The following is a 22,368-nucleotide window of genomic DNA, read 5'->3' on the forward strand; positions in this document are numbered from 1 at the left end:
CTTCACGTACAACGTAGAACGCGCAACGTAGAACGGTGCAACAGCCCGCACGCTCCGACACCGCCCCAAGGAGTCACCCATGCCCCTCGCCGATCTCCAGGCCGCCGAATCCAAGCTGCTGATGCAGACCTACGCCCGCAACCCCATCGAGTTCGTCTCCGGCGATGGCGTCTACCTCCGCGACGATCAGGGCAACGAGTACCTTGACCTGCTCTCCGGCATCGGCGTCTGCGCCCTAGGCTATAACCACCCCGTCATCACCGCCGCGCTCAACGAGCAGGCCCAGTCGCTCGTCCACACCTCGAACCTCTTCTTTCACGCCAACACCACGCAGCTCGCTCTTCGGTTGACCGAGATGACCGGCCTCGACCGCGTCTTCTTCTGCAACTCCGGCACCGAAGCCTGGGAGGCCGCACTCAAGCTCGCGCGTGCCCACGCCGGCCTGCTCCGCAGCTTGCCTCCAAGTGACGGGGGCAAGCACCTCGGCACACGCTTCATCGCGCTCGAGCACAGCTTCCACGGCCGGACCATGGGCTCCGTCGCCACCACCCACAAGGCCGCCTATCGCGAGCCCTTCCAGCCCGTCATGCCTGACGTTGTGCACATCCCCTTCAACGATGTCGCCGCCCTCAAGGCCGCGTTCTCCGACGAGGTCTGCGGCGTCTGCATCGAGGTCCTGCAGGGCGAAGGCGGCATTAATCCCGTCAGCGCAGAGTTCCTCCGCACCGCGCGCGAACTCTGCGACTCCACCGGGGCCCTCCTGCTGCTCGACGAGATCCAGTCCGGTATGGGCCGCACCGGCAAGTGGTGCGCCTACCAGCACTACGGCATCCAGCCCGACGTCACTACCCTCGCCAAGCCCCTCGCCGGCGGCATCCCCATCGGCGCCATGCTCGCCACCGAGGAAGCCGCGCGCGCCTTCACGCCCGGCATGCACGGCACCACCTTCGGCGGCAATCCGCTCGCCACCGGAGTGGCCATCGCCGTCATCGACGAGATCAAGCGCGCCAAGCTCCTCGACCACGCCACCGAGGTCGGCAACTACTTCCTCGCTGAGCTCAACACCCTCAAGGCGAAGCATGCAAGCATCGCCGAAGTTCGCGGCACCGGCCTCATGATCGGCCTCGAGCTCCACTCTGCCGACACCGCACGCGACATCCTCGCCGGCATGTTCGCGAAGCGCATCGTACTCAATCGCACGCATGAGACGGTGCTGCGCTTCTTGCCGCCCTTCCTCATCACGCGCGAGCACGTCGACCAGACCATCGCCGCACTCGACGATCTGCTCACCCAACAGGAAGCCAGGCTCGCCGACCGCACGCTCGTCACGAACAACTAATCACTCGCAACTAACCACTCGCAACGTAGAACGTACAACGCATCACGTACAACGAGAAGATTCGCTAGCAGCCAGGAGCTAGAAGCTAAGAGCTATCCCCCATGGACAAAACGATCCCCATCAACTCCCGCGCCGTCACGCTTGGCATTCAGTCCGACACCGCCTACACCGAGGTTGCGAAGGGCCTCGCAGGCCGCGACCTCACCTCCATCGCAGACCTCTCGGTCACGGAGCTCGCCGCGATCCTCGAGCTCGCACACACCGTGAAGGCGCAGCCCGAAGACTTCCGCCACGCGCTCGACGCCAAGCAGATGGTCCTCTTCTTCGAGAAGCCCTCGCTGCGCACCCGCCTCACCTTCGAAGTCGCGATGAACACCACCGGCGGCAACGCCATCTTCGTCGACCAGAAGGGCGAGCCGCTCGGCGAGCGCGAGTCCATCCCCGACGTCGCGCACAACGTCGAGCGCTGGGCCAACGTCATCGTCCTCCGCACCTTCGCGCACGACACCGTCACCGAGATGGCCGAGAACTCGAAGGTCCCCGTCATCAACGCGCTCTCCGACCTCGAGCATCCCTGCCAGGCCATCGCCGACTTCATGACCCTCGAAGAGCGCTTCGGCTCCGTCGAAGGACTCAAGTTCACCTACGTCGGCGACGGCAACAACGTCTGCCACTCGCTCATGCTCACCGGCGCTCTGCTCGGCGTGCACACCACCATCGCCACGCCCAAGGGCTACGCCCCCGAGCTCGACATCATCCACAAGGCCATCGAGATCTCCGAGGCCACCGGCGGCTCCCTCACCCTCACGCACGATGCCATGAAGGCCGCCATCGGCGCCGACGCCATCTACACCGACGCCGTCTACTCCATGGGCCAGGAGAACGAGGCCACCAAGCGCGCCCCCATCTTCAAGCCCTACCAGGTCAACGAAGAGATGATGTCCAAGGCGCTCGAGTCCGCGGTCTTCATGCATTGCCTCCCCGCCCACCGCAACGCCGAAGTCACCGACGCCGTCCTCGACGGCCCCCAGTCCGTAGTCTTCGACCAAGCCGAAAACAGAATGCACGCCCAGAAAGCCATCACCCTCATGCTCCTAGGCGGAGCCAAAAAGCTCCCCGCCAACCACAAACGCACTCGACGGTAGCGGCAGGCGCAGGCACCGCGGTATCGGCTCTTAGCTCTTAGCTGTTAGCTGTTAGCTCCATCAGCGTCGTTCCTTTGCAGTTGCTGTTGCCATTCTTGTTGTCATCCTCGGAGAGGATCTGCTTCACCTCTCCGCACTCAGCCGGGCCGCAGCCGCACGAAGTGCAAACGCCAGCAAAATGACAGGCGCCCACGCTGCAATCGCACCAAGCGCCAACGGCGCGACCACATACCAGCCTGGGCCGAAGGCCCAGGTACAACGCCCGCAGAATCCCAAGCGCTGAAAGCGCGACACATCAACGCCAGCACGAACGGCAGGGCACGGCTTCAGCCGTGCCACTGAAACAACCATAAGGAGGCGGCTTTAGCCGCTGAGGGACAGGGAGGCAGGAATGCATCGAAGTCTACGGATTGCCTTCATCGTGGCATCCCTCTCAACCCTCATTCTCCCGCACACTTCCTCGGCGCAACGTACACGAAACCATGAGCTTGTCGAGCCTGAAGATCGCGAAGTGTCCGTCACGGGAATGATCCGTCTCGTGCATGACTTTGGGCCGCCAGGATTCGGCAAAGACCCGAAGCATGACTCACACGTGAGCTATTGGGCTCTTGAAACGCCATCGCCCATCAATACTCTCTGTGCGCCTGAAAAATCAGATTTCTCCGGGCAAGATTGTGCGCCAGCGAAGAGGATGAAGCTCTTCTTTTCCGGGCACGAACTCGACAAGCTCAACGATCTCCCCGCGGCGAAATGGAAGGACAAGCAAGTCGTCGTTCGCGGAAAGTTACATCGTGCAGACACCGCCGGAGAGATGACACCGATCTACATGGACGTCATCGTCATCAACCAGGCCACTCATTAGAAAGAGACGAATGTCCGAACAGCAACAACCCGCCAAAATGTGGTCCGGCCGCTTCCGCGAGCCACTCGACCGTACCTTCGAGCAGTGGCAGCGCAGCTTCCCCTTCGACTGGCGCCTCCTCCCGCAAGAGGTCGCCGCGAGCCAGGCGCACGCCCGCGCCATCGCCGCGGCCGGCGTCCTCACGCCCGAGGAACTCGAGACCATGCTAGCCGGCCTCACTCGCGTCGGCGAACGAGTCCTCAACTGGTCGAATCGCATCTCTGCAACGAGTGGCCAAATTGACTACGAGGTCTCCGATGCCCAGGTCGGCGCAGCCATCGTCGCCTCTGCGCCCCAGGCCGAAGACATCCACCACTTTGTCGAGCTCGAGCTGACCAAAGAAGTCGGCGGCCTCGCCCTCAAGCTCCACACCGGCCGCTCGCGCAACGAACAGATCGCCACCGACATGCGCCTCTTCGTGCGCGATGCCTGCGACTCTACGACCAACGGGCTGCTTGCCTGGTGTAAGGCTCTCCTCACACTCGCCGAGAGCTCAGGCGACGCCGTCATGCCCGGCTTCACCCACCTCCAGCGCGCCGAGCCCGTCCTCATCGCGCACTGGCTGCAGGCCTACGTGTCTATGTTGGAACGAGATCTGTCTCGCTTTTCAGCCGCGCGCGAGCGCATGAACTTCTGCCCCCTAGGCTCAGGAGCCATCGCCGGCGCGACGCTCAAGCTCGACCGCAACCTCGCCTCCAATTTCCTCGGCTTCACCGCTCCCACCGCGAACAGCATGGATGCAACCTCCGACCGCGACTTCATGCTCGACTTCGCGCAGGCCGCGGCTACAGTGGGCGTCCACATCTCCCGCTTTGCCGAGGAGATCACCCTCTACGCCACCAACGAGTTCGCCTTTATCGAGCTCCCCGAAGCCTTCTCCACCGGCTCCTCCGCGATGCCGCAGAAGAAGAACCCCGACCTCACCGAGCTAGCTCGCGGCAAAAGCGCTCGCCTCATCGGCGCAAGCACCGCGCTCTCGACGCTCGTCAAAGGCCTGCCCCTCGCCTACAACAAGGACCTGCAGGAGGGCCAGGAGCAGATCTTCGACATCGCCGACACGCTCGCCGGCCTGCTCTCCGTACTGCCCAACTTCACCCGCGCGCTCAAGTTCAAGACTGCCAACCTCCGCATCGCCGCCGAGACCGGCTACCTCAACGCCATGGCCGCCGCCACCTATCTCAGCAACAAAGGCGTGCCCTTCCGCAAGGCGCATGAGATCGTCGGCAACGCCGTCCGTCTTGGCCTCGAGAAGGGCGTCGAACTCAACGCGCTCTCGCTCGAAGACCTTCGCTCCCTCAGCGAAGCCTTCGACGCCGACGTCTTCGATGCCATCTCGCTCAAGGCCACGCTCGATTGCCACGATGTCATCGGCGGCACCGCCACGCACCAGGTAGCGGCCGCACTCATTGCGGCGAAGGAACGTATCTCGTCTCTCGCATCTCGTATCTCCTCCTCTGAGGATTCGCATGACTGATCTCGCCACCGTGGACCTTGGCCACGCCGCTGATCCGGCGCTGGCGCCCTTGCAGGTGCACAAGGCTCATCTGCAGGATGCGCAGAACATCTTCGACCTCGTCAACGCGCACTCCGGCGATGGCACGCTGCTCAAGCGCAGCTTCGCCGAGATCTGCGAAAACATCCGCGACTTCACCGTCGCCTATCGCGATCATCCCGAGACCGGCGAGATCGACTTCCTCGGCTGCGGCGCGCTGCATCTCTACGGCCCGCATCTCGCCGAGGTCCGCTCCATCGTCGTGCGCCAGGACCGCCGCGGCCTCGGCGCCGGCGACGCTATCCTCGAAGCCCTCATCGCCGAAGGCGAAGAGCATCACGTCACCAGTGTCTGCCTCTTCACCCGCATCCCCGACTACTTCGAGCATCTCGGCTTCCGCATCGCCGACCGCACCGCGATGCCCGACAAGATCTACAAGGACTGCCAGACCTGCCCGCGCCTCTACGCGTGCGACGAAGTCGCGATGGTCCGCGGCCCTCTGCCCAACATCACCATGCTCGGCCCCAGGTCCATCCAGCGCCCCGAACTCGCGCAGCCCAGCGAAGACCCGCTGGTGCAGATCAGCGGCCTCGCGAAGACCGGAACAGGACGCTAACGCAGCCGCCTACATCACGCCAACGGTGATGCTGAATGGAAAGCCGTTCACGACGACAGACCACGATGAGCTTCCTTCCATGACAGGAGAAGCCACAAAAGCTGGCACGGTCTCGCTTCCCGCAGCCAGCATCACATTCTTCGAGCTACCTGCAGCGAACAACACGGCCTGCCTGAAGTAAGCACTCTATCTCGACACAGAAAAGCCGTTCGCCCCAGCGCTTTTACGCTGCGGCGAACGGCTCTTTTCCTGCTTGTTACTCGTGCCTCGCTTACTGCTGCGGGTTAGCGGAGGCCTCCTGCTGTTGATCATTGGAGTTCGACGCCTGCTGGCCCGATGCTCCGCCCGTGATGCCCTTGTTCACAACGATCGTCACCACGACGCGGCGATTCTGCGCCTGGCCTGACCGGCTATGGTTATCGGCAACCTGCTCGGTCACACCCATCGCAGCCGGCGCCAGGATGCGCGTCATCGGCACGGCGCCCGATTGCTGAATGATCGTCAGCACGTTATCCGCGCGCTCACTGCTCAGCCTCTGGTTGAGCGAAGGATTGCCCACCTTCGAAGCGTAGCCCTGAACCTCGATCATCGCACCCGGCGTATTCGCCGCCTGCTTCACGAAATCCTCCAACTTGTCCTTATCGTCCTTCTTCACCACGGCGCTGCCATTGCGGAAGCTCACCGTCAGCGTGTCCTTGGTGTCGTACTGATCCAGCGCGCCGATGCGGCCGTTGGTCTGCCCGATCGCCTGCACATTCTGCTCCTGGTTGGAAGCGATCGCCTGCGTGTTGGTGTCGATCTTCGTCTTCGCATCCGCAATGTCCTGCTGCGCCGACTCGATGTCACGACGGTCCGTCATGAGCTGATCCTGCTGCTTCGCCACCTTCTCGTTCACCGGCGTCAGGCCTGCATCGATCTGCCGCGCGGTCGTCATCGAGGTGCGTGAGAATTCAACCTTATTCGCCACCAGCTCACGGTCGCCGTCATAGCTCCCGTCGATCTTCACGTACAGGCCCGGGACAAGCGCCGCTACGCCCAGGTCCTTATGACTCCATCCCAGGAACCCGCCCTTCTCGGTCGCTTTCGTGGTATCGGAGAGAACGACGATCTGCCGCGGCGATGTATTGGTTCGCACATACATCTTCGCGCCATCTCGTCCCAGGATCATTCCTTCGACCCCCGACACCCTTCCTGCACTCGCGGTAGCCGGAGCACTCGCGTCCTGCGCATTCGCTGAGACTCCCATTGCCAGAAGCATGGCAAGCGCCACACCCGAACCACAAACCTTACCCAGTCGACGTTGTGTGTTCATGTAATTTCCCTTTCTATTTCCAGTGGCGATGCCCCGAACGCCTCTCGGCTTAAAGCACATCGCGAACCGTCGTTTGAGATACCACCTCACGGGCTGAACGGTTAGATGGCCCTGCGCCAATCAGGACTACCTGCCGCGAGAGCAGTAGCATTCACGAGAAAGAAAAAAAACGGTCAAATCGATTCGTAAAATCAAACTTAAATAGCGGATGTTTTCTTCGCGACCGCTCACCAAGCGTTGAAGTAACCGTCGCGTTCACTCATCTGGATGTCACGTCCAAAGAGTTCGCTAAGCTTCTCTGCGGTCAACAGATCGCTCTTCGTGCCATCAGCGATGACACGGCCTTCCCGCATCATCACAATGCGCTTCATCTCAGGGAGGATGTCCGCAATATGGTGTGTGATCAGCAGGATCGCGATCCCGCGCTGTGCCAGCTTGCGCAACATCTCGCGAAGATCATGCTGCGCTGCAAGGTCGAGCGCATTCGAGGGCTCGTCGAGCAGCAGCATCTGCACCTCGCCTCGCCCGTCCTCGCTCGCGCCCGCCATCGCACGCCCAATCATGATGCGCCGCTGCTGACCTGCGCTCATCTCGCCAACAGGCTTTGCCCGCAGCTTCTCCGCACCGACCTCATGCACGATCTCCTCGGCACGCTCGCGCATCGCCTCGGTCACCGCGAGGTTCGGCCACAACGTCGAGCTCGAGAAAAATCCCGTGAGGATCGCCTCAAAGCCCGACGTCGTCAACGTTTGCCTTCCCGGCAGCTCTGCGCTCACCACGCCCAGCTTGCGCTTCAGCTGCGTGAGGTCCCAACGCTCGCGGCCCAGCAAACGCACCCGGGTGCCGGGCCGCACCAGCGGATAGCATTCGCACGTCATCGTCTTCAGCAGCGTCGACTTGCCACAACCATTCGGTCCCAGGATCGCGAGATGCTCGCCAGGCTCGATGCGCAGGCTAAGGTCATGCAGCACCACGTTCTCACCGCGTGCGACGTTCACATTCTCCAGTTCGACGATGGGCTCCACGGACTGCGACAACCTCGCTCTCTCCCTCTAACTCGTTGAAACGCCGTTCAGGCCGCCAGGCTATTCCTGCGATCACTCGACCCCAAACTAATCGTTCTCGAAGCTCCGATTCCACCGCTCGATGACATGCGTCTCGCGCTCGAACCCCAGCACGCTGACACTTCCCGTGCTCAGCGCAAAGTTCTTGCCATCGACAGCGGGCAAGCCAAGCCACCGCGCCGCAAGGATCCGCAGAATGTGCGCATGCCCGAACAGCGCGACCTTGCCCTCCGTGCCCGCGGCCGCCAGGGCACGCGCGATCACCTTGTCCGCGCGCGTTCCAACCTCGTCAGGCGTCTCGCCGCCCTTCAATGGATTGGTCCACACACTCCAGTCCGGCCCATAGATCTCGCGCATCTGCGCGGTCGTCTTGCCCTCAGCCTCGCCATAGTTCCACTCGACGAGATTGTTATCGATCTGTGCCACGTCCCCAAAGCCGGCGATGCTGCACGTCTCTCGCGCGCGCTGCAGCGGGCTCACGAATACCGAGGCAAAGCTGTACGCTTTCAGATACTCACGCAACTCACACGCCCGCTCCCGCCCATGCTCTGTCAGCGGAATGTCCGTTGTGCTGGTGTGCGCTCCACTCAAGGACCATTCGGTCTCCCCATGTCGTACCAGCCAAAGCTCTACCTTCGCCATCGTTCTTCAAGTCCTCCCGGAAAGGCTCTGCTTTCAATATACGGATGCTTCCGTCGCTTTACGTATCCCGGCGGCGAGACTCGCAGCGGCCAATGTTCCGCGAGCCAGAAAACCACGGCACAGAAGTAATGCCCCAATTGCGCATCCCGACGAATCCCCTTGTGGGACGCCACTTTCCGCAACCCACCTGTATCCTGAACATGCCCTGCAATGCTTGTCGACGCGATCTTACTCATCCAGGACGTACAGCTTCTCTGCTTCACCGTCGTCTTCGGTGTGCTCGCGGCGCAGCGTTGGAACGACCGCACGCGCCGCTGGCTCTGGTACACCTTTGTCGCCAACTCGTTCAGCGCCGCCATCGATCTCTTCGGCGCGCACTTCCCCATCTGGCTCACGCGCGGCGTCGGCCCGGGGATGGTCCCTCTGTCCTACGCCATCTTCAACGTCGCGATCGTATGCTTCGACCGCCGTCCGCGCACCGCCATCTTCTTCTCCGGGATCATCCTCCTCGCAGGCTTCCCCATCCTCATGGCCTGGCAGAATGCACCGTCGCCGGTAGCCTCCAACGCCTTCAGCGATCTCCTGATCGGCCTGGAGTCGCTCATCACCATCGTGCTCCTCCTGGGCCGGCAGGAGCGCCTCACCCGGGCGCCACGCCTGCTCATGGCGGGCTTCTTCGCCATCTTCGCCACCGTCGAGTTCGCACGCCCCTGTGTCGTCTTCGTCATGCACGGCGATCCCGACGTCACCACACCGCGCCTGGCCATCGTTTGCGCCATCACCTACGTGGTCAATGTCTCGCTGCTGCCCCTGGGTTTCATCTGGATGATGCAGGCACGCTCCGAGTGGGATCTCCTGCAGCAGAGCATCATCGATCCTCTGACCTGTGTTCTCAACCGCCGCGGGCTCGAGCAGGCGCTCGAGCGCGAGCTCGCCCGCTACCGGCGCTACAGCCAGGAGCTCACGCTCGCCATCCTCGACCTCGATCACTTCAAGTCCGTCAACGACCGCTACGGCCATCCCGCCGGCGATGCGATCCTGCGCGGCCTCGCTGACTTCCTCGGCAAGCGTCTGCGCCGCACCGACGTCCTCGCCCGCCTCGGCGGCGAAGAGTTCGTGCTGCTCTTCCCTCACACCGACATCGGCCGCTCCGCCTCGCTGATGGAGGAGCTCTGCCACAGCCTCCGCAGCTGCCCGGACCTGCTGCCTGCCACCGACGTCTACGTAACCGCCAGCTTTGGCGTCACCAGCACCCGCCAGCGGCAGCAGCTCGATGGCGGGGAGCTTCTGCGCGAAGCCGACGTCGCACTCTACGAAGCCAAGCAGAACGGCCGAGACCGCGTCTGCTACTTCAAAGCCCCCGACTGGATCACGAACGATGCCCTGAGCCGGATCGACGACTCTCCCGAGCCCGGAGCCATCATCCATCGTTGAAGCACGAAGGAAGCTGAGCGCCCACGTCCCATTTAAAACGGACCTGGGCCAGTAGCTCGTTTTGTCGGTGCCGGGCTTCAGCCCCGCCATCATTTGTCCGGAAAGGTTGGGGCTCTAGCCCCTGAGGGACCGATCCTCGACACCCAGAGGCTCTACCGCCCCATCCACCCACCGTCGACCGTCAGCACGGTCCCCGTCACATAATCACTGGCGGGAGCGCTCAGGAACAGCGCCGCCCCCGCAAGATCCACCGGCTGCCCCCAACGTCCCGCCGGAATGCGCTCCAGGATCTGCCGGTTGCGCGTCTCGTCCGCCTGCAGCGCCTCCGTATTCGTCGTCGCAAAGTAGCCCGGCGCAATCGCATTCACCTGGATCTTCTTCGGCGCCCACTCGTTCGCCAGCGCCTTCGTCAGCTGCGCCACCCCACCCTTGGACGACGAGTACGCCGGCACGCGAATCCCGCCCTGGAAGCTCAGCAGCGACGCAATGTTGACGATCTTCCCGCCCGCGCCGCGCCCAATCATGTCCCGCCCCGCCAGCTGCGAGAGCTGGAACACGCTCGTGAGGTTCACCTGGATCACCCGCTCCCAGTCCTCCAGCGTCGTGTCCACGGCGTCCGCGCGAGCAATCGTCCCGGCATTGTTGATCAGGATGTCGACCCGCCCGAAGGCTTCCTTCACCTCGGTGAAGAGCTTCTCCGCTCCGGTCTTGTCGCCTAGATCCGCCTGAAACGCCGACGACTTGCCGCCTGCGGAAACGATGCCTTCGGCAGTCTCGGTCGCCGCGCGCCGATTGCCATGCACCGCGACCTCCGCGCCGGCCTGCGCCAACGCCTGCGCCATCGCTGCTCCTAAGCCGCTGGCCGCACCGGTTACAAGAGCCACTTTGCCGTCAAGACGAAACAGATCGAGGATGTTCATGTGCTCACAGGGTAGACGCCAGACGCAGAGGCACACAAGCCGACTCTTCCTGCGTTGTCATTCCCAAAGGGATTCCGCGTTTCAATGCCCCGCGACCGACTTGCTGCTTCCTCGTCTTCATTCTGTACGCTGGGCCCTGAACGCTGGGCCCTCCGCCCTTACGCCTTCAACGCGCCCTCGACCGAGAACAAATAGAACGTCACGCTGCCCTTCGTCGTCCGCCGATGCGGCGTATTCCGCGGGATCATCAGGATGTCGCCCTTCTTCAGCGTCACGGTCGTCGCCCCATTCATCTTCGGCGCCAGCCACTCGCTGGGCTTGGTCATATGCGCGCCCTCGGGCGTGCCGCCCAGCTCATACGTGGTCTCGCCCTCAAGGATCTGGAAGATGTGGTCCCGCCCCTCATGCCACTCAAACTCCTTGCCGGCCTTGTTCGTCTCCACGGTCAGCACGCACGTGAACGGCAGCATCGGGTTAGGCGAAAAATCGAAGTTCCCGGGCTTCGCCTTCAGCTCCTCCGTGCGCTGCGCGAGCTCGGCGGCAGTGACCACCTTGATCGGAAACGGCTTGGCCGGGGCGCCCTGCGCCATCAGCGCCTCAGGCAGGGAAAGCGAAGCCGCAGCGGCGGCCAGCGGAGCAGAACGAAGAAAATTGCGTCGCGAGGGTCGAGTAGCCATGGCTGGAAGTGAACCACATTCAGCCTATCTTTTGCTACCGCCCCTTCACGCCAGCGTCGGCTGCACTCCATACGTCAAACATAGATGATGTGCCATTTCGACCGGAGCAGGACGGTCTCATCGTCCTGCGAAGTGGAGAAACCTGCTGGTCAACACCCCCATCATTCCCGCCGTGGCCTGCCGAAGAACAGCACGTACCCGTCCGCATCCTTCAGCTCGAATCCCCGCAGCCCGTCATGCGTATCCATCAGCTCCACGGAAAACGTCACGCCCCGCGACGCGAACTCCGCCGCCAGCCCATCAGGATCGGCGACGTTAACGTACGCATCCCACGGGGCCCATGGATGGCGCGTGACGTTAGGCGTCGGCTCGACCTCCACTTGCTTCACCATGAGCATCGCTCCATCGCGGTAGACCATTCCAAAGAAGGGATCAGGCTCAGGTTCCAAATAAAGGACATCGAAGCCCAGCCGATCGCGATAGAACGCGACCGCTGCCGCAGCGCTTCGAACAATAAAAAATGGTGCGATGCCGTTCACGACTGGTCGGCTCATTCCGTCTCCTCCCTCAACGCTGGCACTTCGATCCAACCTCGCAGTCACGCCAGCACCCACGACCCGCAGCTATACTTGTGTCGAATCTTACGACGAGACGAATGAGGTACGCGCAATGAAGCTGCTCCAAATGGCCGATCCGGTCCGATACCCCACCATGACCACCGCCGAGCTGCGCTCGACCTTCCTCCTCGAAGAACTCTTCACCCCCGGACAGCTCACCCTCGCCTACGTCGACCTCGACCGCGCCGTCGTGGGCGGCTGCATCCCCACCACGGCCCCGCTCACGCTCGAGACCCAGCCTGAGCTCCGCGCCGACTTCTTCTGCCAGCGCCGCGAGCTCGGCGTCTTCAACGTCGGAGGCAAGGGCAACGTCACCGTCGACGGAAACACCTACGAGCTCGACAAGCTCGATACGCTCTACGTCCCCCGCGGCAGCAAGGCCATCAGCTTCGCGTCAGCGGACGCCAGCGCACCCGCCGCCTACTACCTGCTCAGCTATCCCGCCCACGCCGAGCACCCCATCGCCCTCGCCAAGTTCTCCACCCTCGCGCCCGTCAACCTCGGCGCGCAGGAGACCTGCAACAAGCGCTCCATCTTCAAGGCCATCCATCGTGAAGGCATCCAGAGCTGCCAGCTCGTCATGGGCTTCACCCTGCTCGACTCAGGCTCCATCTGGAACACCATGCCGCCGCACACCCATATGCGCCGCAGCGAGATCTACTTCTACTTCGACGTCGACCCCGCCCACCGCATCCTGCACCTCATGGGACCGCCCGACGCCACCAGCCACATCGTCATGAAGGACAAGGAAGTCGTCGTTTCCCCAGGCTGGAGCATCCACGCCGGCGTCGGCACAAAAAACTACGGCTTCTGCTGGGGCATGGGCGGAGAAAACCAGGACTACGCCGACATGGACCCCGTCGCCGTCGTCGACCTTCGCTAAGCCCCCGGAGTTGTCATCCTGAGGCGCAGCCGAAGGACCTGCTTTTGCCTTTTTGTTGTCATTCCCGAAGGAATCTACGTCTGTTCTTGCTTTTCCTGTCTTCATGGAGAGGATCCCCCCTCCGCGCAACGCTGCGTACTCCGCGCCCGCCGCGTTCGTAGTTGCCGTTGCTCCACCCGCGCTGTCATTCCCGACGCTTCCGCTGCTGAGGTACGATCTCTCCCAACCATGCCCGACACCAACCACGACGGCCTCAACCTCCGCTCCGCCGCTGCCTGCCGCTGGGACCTCGTCTCCCTCGGCGAGGTCATGCTGCGCTTCGATCCCGGCGAAACCCGCATCTCCCGCACGCGCTCGTTCAATGTCTGGGAGGGCGGCGGCGAGTACAACGTCGCCCGCGCCCTGCGCCGTTGCTTCGCCTCGCGCACCGCGCTCGTCTCGGCCTTCGTCGACAACCCCGTCGGCCGCCTCATCGAAGACCTCATGCTGCAGGGCGGCGTCGACCAGTCCCACGTCCTCTGGCGTGAGTTCGACGGCGTCGGCCGAGCCGCCCGCAACGGCGTGTACTTCCTCGAGCGCGGCTTCGGCGTCCGCGGCGGCATGGGCATGATGGACCGCGGTGCCACCGCGATCTCCCAGCTCAAACCCGGCGACGTCAACTGGGATGAGATCTTCGCGGGCGAAGGCGCACGCTGGTTCCACACCGGCGGCATCATGGTGGCGCTCAGCGAAAATTCCACCGCCCTCGTGCTCGAAGCCATGCAGGCCGCCAGGCGCCACGGCGTCATCGTCAGCTTCGACGGCAACTATCGTCCCTCGCTCTGGAAGTCCCGCGGCGGCCGCCAGGGCTCCGTCGACGCCAACCGCTCGCTCATGCCCTTCGTCGATGTTCTCTTCGGCCACGAAGGCGACGTCGCCGCCATCCTCGGCGAAAGCTCGCACCAACCCGCCTCGCATACCCTCGAAACCTTCGCCCCCATGGGCCAACGCGTCACCGCCGAGTTCCCGCACCTCAAGGTCATCGCCATGAGCTCGCGCAAGGCCGTCAGCGCCAGCCGCAATGAGTGGACTGGCTTCCTCTTCGCCGAAGGCCACGCCCATCAGGGCATCACCTTCCCCGAGCTCGAGATCTTCGACCGCGTCGGCGGCGGCGACGGCTTCGCCGCCGGAGTCATCTACGGCCTCATGCAGGGCCACGGCCCGCAGTGGGCCGTCGACTGCGGAATCGCCCACGGAGCCCTCGTCATGACCACGCCCGGCGACTCCTCCATGGCCACACTCCCCGAAGTCGAACGCCTCATGCAGGGCGGCAGCGCCGCCACCCAGCGCTGACAAGGATCTCTCACGACTTGCTTTGTCAGGGCGGGGCTTCAGCCCCGCCATAAGATCAGCCCCACAGAAGGGGGCTTTAGCCCCTGAGGGAAGGAGCTCCACATGTACGCCTCCATGAACAAGACCCAGGTCCTCGACGCCATGAAGCAGATCGGCCTCGTGCCCGTCCTCCGCGCCTCCAGCGAAGATCAGGCCCTCGCCCTCGCCGAAGCCATCGCCGACGGCGGCGTGAAGTGCCTCGAAGTCACCATGACCGTCCCCGGCGCCATCAACGTCATCCGCCGCCTCATCAAGGACCGCCCCGACATCCTCGTCGGCGCCGGCACCGTCCTCGATCCCGAAGCCGCCCGCGCCTGCCTCGCCGAGGGCGCGAAGTTCATCGTCAGCCCCGCGCTCAACCTCGACACCATCGCCCTCTGCAACCGCGAAGGCATCGCCGTCCTGCCCGGCTCGCTCACCCCCACCGAGATCCTCACCGCATGGAACGCCGGCGCGGACGTCGTCAAGGTCTTCCCCGCTTCTGCCATGGGAGGAGCGAAGTACATCGCTTCGCTCAAGGCCCCGCTGCCGCACATCAAGATGATTCCCACCGGCGGCGTCTCGCTCGAAACCGCCCGCCACTTCCTCGACGCGGGAGCCTATGCTCTCGGCGTCGGCGCGGATCTCGTCGACACGAAGGCCCTCACCGCCGGCGAAGCCCACAAGATCACCCACGCCGCAAAGAAGTACCTCGAAATCATCGCCGAGTACCAGGCCAGCCTGCTGCCGGCCAACTAATCGATCAAGCGCTTCCTCGTCGCTCCAGCCCGCGCAGCGGGCGACCTCAGCACCTCATCGCTCGACAGAATCCCCATGCGGTTGCACGCCGCGCTACAGCCCATGCTGGGCCCGCGTCACCCACAGCAGCGGTTCACGAATCGGTACGCTAGCTGCCAGCGCAGCAGGCACCGCTGCACTCTCCGACTCCCACAGCTCCACATATTCCGGCCGATCGTAAGCGCGCCCACAGAACAGGAACCCCGGCCTCCGCAGCGGCACATCGCGGAAGTGCTGTGCGTCCGCGACCGCGGTCCACAGCGCCAGGTCCTTCACCCGTGGATACAGCCAAGCCACCACCACGCGCACGCCCGGCCCATCCATCAGCTCGACCTTCCACAGATTCTCGAACGGCGTCGTCAGCAGCTGACAAGCGCCCGCCAGCAAATCAAAATGGCATAACGAATTCCGCAGCGGATTCGCGCTCGCGATCTCCTCAGGAAACGTTCCATCGGAAGACACCTGCTTGCGCAGCGCTGTCCGCAACCATCGCCGACACGCGATTAGCGCTGCCTCATCCGGCATCGCCCGCGCGAACGCCGCAGACTCCAGCAGCCACGCCGCTCCCCGCACATCGCTCTTGTCCCGCGCCAGCAGCGCATCATGATCGCTCTGCAGATACTCCTGCGCGTCCGCAAAGACAGCCCGCACCGCCGCGAGCATCTCCGGCTCCAGGAAGTCGACCAGGAACCGCAGCGCCACTGCCACCTCAGCCAGCGGAATCATCCCCATCACGCCCAGCTTCACAGCGGGCGCAAGCCGCGTGTCCGAAGCCAGCAGCCACGCGTTCAGCAGCTCCCGCGCCCTGCCCGCGTAAGCCTCATCCTTCGTCAGAACGAAGGCCGCAGTCAGCACCGCAACCCGCGCCGAGAACTGAATCGCATCCTTCGGTTCGACTTCGCGCGCGGCCTCGGCCAGCACTCGCTCGCGCTCGATGGCCGCCACGCTCGCCATCGCAGACTGCGCCCAAATCCCACGCGACGCCATCGCAGCCAGCGACAACCCACAAAACCCGCGCCGTGTGATCGACGAAGCCATGCGCAAGAGCCTAGCACGGAGTCCTCGACTCACGACTCCGAACTCCCAGCTCAAAACTCAATCAAGCTCTTTCGAAATCCCCTACTGCGGCGGCAACTGCGTGCGATCCCATCCCCCGCCCAGCGCCATGATCAGGCTCACCGTGCCCGTCATCCTGCGCCGCAGGATATCGATCTCGTTGACCTCATTATTCAACGCCGTCGTCTGCGCCGTAATCACCTGCAGATACGTATCCACGCCGCCCACATAACGGTTGTTGAAGATCCTCTGCGACTCCTGCGCCGAGACCGTCGCCTGGTGTTGCTGAGCCGCCTCATCCGTCAGCGTATGCAGCGCCACCAGGTTGTCCTCCACCTGCTGGAACGCCGTCAGCACCGTCTGTTTGTAGGCCGCGGAGTTCCGATCGAACAGCGCATACGCCTCATCCCGCACGCCCTTGCGCCGTCCGCCGTCGAACACCGTAAACGCAATGCCCGGCCCCAGCGCATAGATCACGTTGGCCGGCGAGAACAGCGACTGCACCGCCGACGTCGAAGCATAGCCCAGCGCGCCCGAGAGCAGCACGGAAGGATAGAACGCCGCCTCCGCCACTCCGATCGCTTCGTTGCCTTCCGCCGCCCTGCGTTCCGCCGCAGCGATGTCCGGACGTCTCTCCAGCAGCTCCGAAGGCAGCCCCGGAGGAATCCCCGGAGGCACAGAACTCGTCGCCAGCGGCGAGTCGGGAATCGTGAGGTCCGCCGGAGCCTTGCCGATCAGCATCGCGATCGCATGTTCATACTGCGCGCGCTGAATGTGTATATCGGTCGCCAGCACCATCGCCGCGGAAAGCTGCGTCTGCGCCTGCGTCACATCGCTCTTCGGCGAAACACCGCCATTGAAGCGATTGGTAGTAATCCGCAACGCCTCCTGGTACTGCACCACCGTCGCATCCAGCAAGTGCACCAGGCTGTCCGAAGTCCGCAGCTGGAAGTAGTCCGTCGCCAGCGTGGCCTGCAGCGAGAGCAGGATGTTCACTCGATCCGCAGCAGAAGCCTGCGCCTCCTCACGGCCGGCCGCAATGTTCTTGCGAACCTGTCCCCACAGGTCCACCTCGTAGTTGAACTCCACCGGATACTGCGTCGTCGATCCCGTCACCGGGAATCCCGACGCCGCGTTGAAGTACGGCGACTGCTGCGAGTACCGTCCCCCACCCACCGCCGGATCGATACCGAACGTCGGAAAACGGTCCGCCTTGCGAACCTTGATCTCCGCCTCGGCCGCGCGCAGATTCGCATCCGCCTGCTTCAGCGTCTGGTTCGCGGTCTCCACCTGCGGCTCCAACGCATTGAGCTGCGCATCATTGAACACGGTCCACCAAGCGCCGCGCGGAATCGCATCATTCGGCTGCCCCGGCTTCCACGTCGCATCGCCTTTGTAGTCAGCGGGTATAGCTTCTTTGAACGCGGGAGGCGCAGGCGCGACAGGCGCCGTGTACTTCGGCCCCACGTTGCAGCCTGCAAGCGCCAGCGGCACGAACGCCAGCGCCGCAATCCGCCACGCGTTGAGACCACCCTGCATGGAGCTCACGTCCCGCATCACTTCACCGCCGGGCGGTTGGTCACCTGCACCTGGTCACCCTCCGCCAGCGAGTCCGAAGGATTCAGGATTACCAGGTCATTCGCCGTCAGGCCCGTAGCAATGTCCACGTTCTTGCCGTTGTCTCGCCCGATCGTCACGGGTTGCAGGTGCACCTTGCCGTTTTGAACAAGCCCAACACGCAGGCCCTCCTGCCGGAACAGCAGCGTGTTGGACGGCACCGACAACATGCGCTCCGTCAGCGGAATCTTGAAGTGCGCAAACACATATGCTCCCGGCAGCAGCTTGCCATCCGGGTTGTCAACGTCCACCTCGACGTTCAGTGTGCGCGAGTTCATATCGATCGCGTTCGAGTTGCGCGCCACCGTGCCCACAAACTCCTTGCCCGGATACTCATCCAGCGTCAGCGTCGCCTTTGAGCCATTCTGGATCGACGGAGCGTAGACCTCAGGCACCGGAACAAAGACGCGCAGCTTGTCCACCGAAGCAATGCGGTACAGCTCCTTGGCGGCCCCGCTCGTTGTGGGGGAACCCGCGTCGATCAGGTCTCCAATGTCGGTGTTGCGCTCGGTCACCACGCCAGAGTACGGAGCATAGACCTTCTCGAACGACACCAGCTGCTGCAGTCGGCGCACATTGGCCTCGGCCGCATCCACCGCAGCCTGCTTCGCCGCTGCACCGGACACCGCCACATCCGTCTCCTGCTTCGACACCGAATCCTGCTTCAGCAGGTTCTGGTAGCGTTCCGACGTCGTCTTCGCCAGCGCGAGGTCGGCCTCCGCGCTCTTCAGGTTCGCCTGCGAGACCTGCAGCTGTTCATCCAGCTCCGGCGTCTCGATGGTCGCCATCAGCTCGCCCTTCTTCACCTTCTGCCCGATGTCCACGTACCACTTCTTCAGGTAGCCGCTTGTCCGCGCGTAGATCGGCGTGTCATCGAACGCCTGCGTGTTGCCCGGGAAACGAACCTCTGCCCCAGCCTCCGCAGGAGTGGGCCGCGTCACGTTCACCGACAGCACCGCGCTCGCATTCGTCGTCTCCTCGAGACGATGCTCCGCGTGCCCGCGCTGAATGATGCCGTACGCAATCGCAACCACCACCAGCAGCACCACCAGCACGACGCCCACCCACACCCCGCCAGACAACTGGCGCTCCGGCGCAGGCAGCGCATGTCCGGGATCCGGATGCGGCGGAAAGTGCGGTGTCGAGCCGTCAGGGTTGCCGGTCGACGGGTGGGTAACTTCGGTATTCATGTCGACTGCCATCTTCAGAATCTCCAGCCTCTTCTCAAGCTCTCGTAATGCTCTAGGCGTGCGCATGTTCCTGCTCTGCTTCAGCCGCCTGCTTCGGACCCGTCTTCGAGCCGCCATGTAGCAGAGCGAACACCGCCGGCACGAAGATCAGCGTCGCTACCGTCGCCATCGAAAGGCCGCCGATCACGGCGCGGCCCAGCGGCGCATTCTGCTCTCCACCTTCACCCAGCCCCAGCGACATCGGAACCATGCCGATGATCATCGCCAACGCCGTCATGCACACCGGACGGAAGCGCGTCATCCCCGCTTCCGCCGCCGCTCGCAGCGCATCGCCGGTCTCCACCAGCCGGTCCTTGGCGAACGACACCACCAGGATCGAGTTGGCCGTCGCCACGCCCATGCACATAATCGCGCCCATCAGTGCAGGAACCGAGAGCGTCGTTTGCGTGACGAACAGGAACAGGATAATGCCCGCGAGCGCCGCAGGCAGCGCAGTGATGATGATGAATGGGTCCAGCCAGCTCTGGAAGTTCACGACAATGAGCAGATACACCAGCAAAATCGCGAACAGCAGGCCGAACAGCAAACCCACATAGGAGCTCCGCATCGTCGAGACCTGCCCGCGCATCGTCACGAAGTTACCCGTCGCCAGGTTGGGCTTGTTCCTCGCGATGATCTTCTCCACATCCTTCGCCACCGCACCCAGGTCGCGATCCTGCACGCCCGCAAAGATGTCCAGCACCCGGCGAATGTTGTAGTGCGAGATGACCGGCATCTCCGACCCCGGAGTGATCTTCGCCACATCCGCAATGATCTCCGGCTGCTTCGCGTTCGCCGAGCTCAACGGGATGTTCTCCAGGTCCTGCATGTTCTGGACCTGGTACTGCGGCGTCTCCGCCACAATCGGATACGTCACGCCGTTCTTGGGATTGAGGAAGAACAGCGGCGTCAGCTGCGACGAACCCGAGAGTTCATTCAGCATCGAGGTGCCGATGTCCTGCTCCGTATAACCACCCTGCTGCGCCTTCGTGCGGTCCACAGCAATGTTCAGCGTCGGATAATCGGCAGGCTGCTGCACACGCGAATCCACCACGCCCGGCACATGCCGAATCTCGTCGAGAATCCGGTTCGCCACACGCCGGTTGCCCGCATCGTCCGTTCCATCGATCTGAATATCCAGCGGAGCCGGCAGACCGAAGTTCAAGATCTGCGTCACGATGTCCGACGGAAGGAAGTAGAACGTCACATCCGGAAACTCGCGCGGCAGCTTAGCGCGCAGCTTGCGCACAAAGTCCGCCGTCGGCTGGTGGTCTTCCTTCAGCGACACCATGATGTCCGCATCGCCCGCGCCGAACAGACCGCTGGTCATATGCTGCGTGTTCAACGTCGAGTAGGGAAGCCCGATGTTGTCCAGAATGTTATCCATCTGCCCGGAAGGAATCGTCTGCCGAATCGCCTGCTCGATGAGGTCGCACTGACGCGCCGTCTCCTCAATACGCGTTCCGGTCTTCACGCGCACATGCAAAATGAATGACCCATTGTCCGACTGCGGAAAGAAGTTCTGCCCCAGGGACGGAATCAGCAGCGTCGTCAACAAACAGCAGCCCAGGAAGACCGGGATGAACAACTTGCGCGCGCCAACGATGCCTTCCAGCATCGACACATACGACGATCGCACCCGCTCGAACACCCGCTCAAACGCCAGCTGGAAGATCACGAACGGGTTCCGTGATCCACCGCCACCGTGGTAGTCATGCGGCTTCAGCAGATACATCGCCATCGTCGGCACCAGTGTGCGCGAAAGCACATAGGACGCCAGCATCGCGAAGACCACGGCCTCCGCCAGTGGAACAAACAGATATCGCGCCACGCCCGAGAGGAAGAACATCGGCATGAACACAATGCAGATACAAAGCGTCGACACCAGCGCAGGCACCGCGATCTGCGCCGCACCGGCAAGGATTGCCTCGCGAAGCTGATAACCCTCTTCGAGATACCGGTTCGTGTTCTCGATCTCCACCGTCGCGTCGTCGACCAGGATGCCGACGGCCAGCGCCAGGCCGCCCAGCGTCATGATGTTGATCGTCTCGCCCAGCAGACTGAGGATGATGATCGACGTCAGGATCGACAGCGGAATCGACACCGCGATGATCACCGTCGAACGCCACGATCCAAGGAACAGCAGGATCATCAGCCCCGTCAACACCGCGGCAATCACAGCCTCGCGCACCACACCCGAGATCGAGCCACGCACGAAGATCGACTGATCTCCGATAGGCATCACCTTCATGTCGGGCTGATTCACAATCTGCTTGATGCGAGGCAAGCTCCCAAGCACCGACTTCACCACGTCCAGCGTGGAGGCGTTCCCTGACTTGAGCACCGACACCAGCACGCCGCGGCGTCCATCCTGCCGCACAATATTCGTCTGCGGAATGCTGCTGTCCGTTATGGTCGCAACGTCGCGGATATAGACCATCGCCGAACCGACCTGCCGGATCGGCAGCCGCGATAGCTCTTCGATCGTCGACGGCGAGCTGTTCAACTTCACGTCGTACTCGGTCGCCCCGATCTTCACCGTGCCGCCCGGCTCGACAATATTCTGCCGCCCCAACGCCGAAAGCACGTCGATCGGCGAAAGCTGTTTCGCCTGCAGCCGCCCCGGGTCCAGGAGGATCATGATCGTGCGCTGCTTGCCGCCGTACACATTCGGAAGCACAGCGCCGCGGATCGTCGCCAGCTGCGGCCGGAACTGGTTGCTGCCAATATCGTTCAGTTGCTGCTCGGAGAGATTCTTGCCCGAAAGCCCAAGCTGCAGAATCGGCACGCTCGAGGCCGAGAAGTTAATGATCTGCGGCGGCAGAATGCCCGGAGGAAGTTGCTTCAGCAGATACTCCGACGCCGCCGACACCTGCGCATTCGCGCGGTCCAGCGAGGCTCCCGGCTGCAGGTAAACCTTGATGATCGCCTCGCCCGTCATCGTCGTCGACTCGACATGCTCGATGTTGTCGACAAGCGTAGTAAGGGCTTTCTCGTAGGGCGTGGTCAACCGCCCTTCAAGTTCCTCGGCGTTCAATCCCGTGTATTGCCATGCAATCGAAACCACAGGGATATCGATCGACGGAAAAATATCGGTTGGCGTGCGCAGGATAACAACCGGCGCAGCGATCAGGATCAGGATGGCCAGCACGATAAACGTGTAGGGCCGATTCAGAGCGAGACGGACAATCCACATACGGTTGAACTCCGCCGTGCGAGGGCTGAGACTTTAAGTATGACTCGAATATGACCCAAAGGTTCCGCAGTTTATTCCGG

General features: G+C 63.1%; 19 protein-coding genes. 9 read left to right on the forward strand and 10 right to left on the reverse strand.

Annotated features, from left to right (window positions below; translation table 11 throughout):
• Window positions 1-79: 79 nt before the first annotated feature.
• From AC5E6W_RS01445 to AC5E6W_RS01465, 5 genes are all read left to right on the forward strand, one after another.
• Window positions 80-1,339: an aspartate aminotransferase family protein gene (locus AC5E6W_RS01445; RefSeq protein ID WP_491750476.1), complete on the forward strand. Its 1,260-nt coding sequence runs from the start codon at window positions 80-82 to the stop codon at window positions 1,337-1,339.
• Between the two features lie 101 nt (window positions 1,340-1,440).
• Window positions 1,441-2,484, forward strand: a complete 1,044-nt coding sequence (argF, locus tag AC5E6W_RS01450; RefSeq protein WP_491750477.1) for an ornithine carbamoyltransferase — start codon at window positions 1,441-1,443, stop codon at window positions 2,482-2,484.
• A 421-nt stretch (window positions 2,485-2,905) separates the two neighbouring features.
• Complete coding sequence (locus AC5E6W_RS01455) at window positions 2,906-3,346, forward strand: hypothetical protein (protein ID WP_491750478.1); 441 nt, start codon at window positions 2,906-2,908, stop codon at window positions 3,344-3,346.
• Between the two features lie 10 nt (window positions 3,347-3,356).
• Window positions 3,357-4,859: an argininosuccinate lyase gene (gene argH / locus AC5E6W_RS01460; RefSeq protein ID WP_491750479.1), complete on the forward strand. Its 1,503-nt coding sequence runs from the start codon at window positions 3,357-3,359 to the stop codon at window positions 4,857-4,859.
• Window positions 4,852-5,493, forward strand: a complete 642-nt coding sequence (locus AC5E6W_RS01465; RefSeq protein WP_491750480.1) for a GNAT family N-acetyltransferase — start codon at window positions 4,852-4,854, stop codon at window positions 5,491-5,493. Before argH ends, AC5E6W_RS01465 begins: the two co-directional genes overlap by 8 nt.
• Before the next feature lie 271 nt (window positions 5,494-5,764).
• On the opposite strand, the gene AC5E6W_RS01470 is transcribed toward AC5E6W_RS01465, so the two are convergent.
• From AC5E6W_RS01470 to AC5E6W_RS01480, 3 genes are all read right to left on the reverse strand, one after another.
• On the reverse strand, window positions 5,765-6,805 hold the full coding sequence (locus AC5E6W_RS01470) for an OmpA family protein (RefSeq protein WP_491750481.1): 1,041 nt from the start codon (window positions 6,803-6,805) through the stop codon (window positions 5,765-5,767).
• Window positions 6,806-7,032: 227 nt separating this feature from the next.
• Window positions 7,033-7,842 carry an ABC transporter ATP-binding protein gene (locus tag AC5E6W_RS01475; protein WP_491750482.1) on the reverse strand — a complete coding sequence of 270 codons (810 nt, stop codon included), beginning with the start codon at window positions 7,840-7,842 and terminating at the stop codon, window positions 7,033-7,035.
• A gap of 75 nt (window positions 7,843-7,917) precedes the next feature.
• Window positions 7,918-8,511, reverse strand: a complete 594-nt coding sequence (locus AC5E6W_RS01480; protein ID WP_491750483.1) for a histidine phosphatase family protein — start codon at window positions 8,509-8,511, stop codon at window positions 7,918-7,920.
• Between the two features lie 210 nt (window positions 8,512-8,721).
• Here AC5E6W_RS01480 and AC5E6W_RS01485 point away from each other — a divergent pair, with 210 nt between their 5' ends.
• The gene (locus tag AC5E6W_RS01485) at window positions 8,722-9,945 is read left to right on the forward strand and encodes a GGDEF domain-containing protein (protein WP_491750484.1); all 1,224 of its coding nucleotides are present in this window, start codon (window positions 8,722-8,724) and stop codon (window positions 9,943-9,945) included.
• 152 nt (window positions 9,946-10,097) lie between these two features.
• On the opposite strand, the gene kduD is transcribed toward AC5E6W_RS01485, so the two are convergent.
• From kduD to AC5E6W_RS01500, 3 genes are all read right to left on the reverse strand, one after another.
• Window positions 10,098-10,865, reverse strand: coding sequence for a 2-dehydro-3-deoxy-D-gluconate 5-dehydrogenase KduD (gene kduD, locus AC5E6W_RS01490; protein WP_491750485.1), 768 nt, complete (start codon window positions 10,863-10,865; stop codon window positions 10,098-10,100).
• Between the two features lie 158 nt (window positions 10,866-11,023).
• Entirely contained in the window at window positions 11,024-11,542 is a 519-nt protein-coding gene (locus AC5E6W_RS01495) for a cupin domain-containing protein (RefSeq protein WP_491750486.1), read from the reverse strand.
• A 161-nt stretch (window positions 11,543-11,703) separates the two neighbouring features.
• A complete protein-coding gene (locus tag AC5E6W_RS01500) occupies window positions 11,704-12,096 on the reverse strand; it encodes a VOC family protein (protein WP_491750487.1) in 393 nt (130 codons plus the stop codon).
• A 115-nt stretch (window positions 12,097-12,211) separates the two neighbouring features.
• On the opposite strand from AC5E6W_RS01500, the gene kduI reads away from it, so the two are divergent.
• From kduI to AC5E6W_RS01515, 3 genes are all read left to right on the forward strand, one after another.
• Complete coding sequence (kduI, locus tag AC5E6W_RS01505; protein ID WP_491750488.1) at window positions 12,212-13,042, forward strand: 5-dehydro-4-deoxy-D-glucuronate isomerase; 831 nt, start codon at window positions 12,212-12,214, stop codon at window positions 13,040-13,042.
• A gap of 228 nt (window positions 13,043-13,270) precedes the next feature.
• Window positions 13,271-14,374: a PfkB family carbohydrate kinase gene (locus tag AC5E6W_RS01510; protein WP_491750489.1), complete on the forward strand. Its 1,104-nt coding sequence runs from the start codon at window positions 13,271-13,273 to the stop codon at window positions 14,372-14,374.
• 102 nt (window positions 14,375-14,476) lie between these two features.
• Window positions 14,477-15,151 (forward strand): bifunctional 4-hydroxy-2-oxoglutarate aldolase/2-dehydro-3-deoxy-phosphogluconate aldolase, encoded by a 675-nt coding sequence (locus tag AC5E6W_RS01515; RefSeq protein WP_491750490.1) that lies wholly within the window; start codon window positions 14,477-14,479, stop codon window positions 15,149-15,151.
• A 93-nt stretch (window positions 15,152-15,244) separates the two neighbouring features.
• On the opposite strand, the gene AC5E6W_RS01520 is transcribed toward AC5E6W_RS01515, so the two are convergent.
• From AC5E6W_RS01520 to AC5E6W_RS01535, 4 genes are all read right to left on the reverse strand, one after another.
• Entirely contained in the window at window positions 15,245-16,228 is a 984-nt protein-coding gene (locus AC5E6W_RS01520; protein WP_491750491.1) for an alginate lyase family protein, read from the reverse strand.
• An 81-nt stretch (window positions 16,229-16,309) separates the two neighbouring features.
• Window positions 16,310-17,803: an efflux transporter outer membrane subunit gene (locus tag AC5E6W_RS01525; RefSeq protein WP_491750492.1), complete on the reverse strand. Its 1,494-nt coding sequence runs from the start codon at window positions 17,801-17,803 to the stop codon at window positions 16,310-16,312.
• Window positions 17,803-19,065, reverse strand: coding sequence for an efflux RND transporter periplasmic adaptor subunit (locus tag AC5E6W_RS01530; protein WP_491750493.1), 1,263 nt, complete (start codon window positions 19,063-19,065; stop codon window positions 17,803-17,805). The genes AC5E6W_RS01525 and AC5E6W_RS01530 overlap by 1 nt, the downstream gene beginning before the upstream one ends.
• A gap of 40 nt (window positions 19,066-19,105) precedes the next feature.
• Window positions 19,106-22,288 carry an efflux RND transporter permease subunit gene (locus tag AC5E6W_RS01535; protein WP_491750494.1) on the reverse strand — a complete coding sequence of 1,061 codons (3,183 nt, stop codon included), beginning with the start codon at window positions 22,286-22,288 and terminating at the stop codon, window positions 19,106-19,108.
• Window positions 22,289-22,368: the final 80 nt, after the last annotated feature.

This window comes from Bryocella sp., assembly GCF_058498515.1.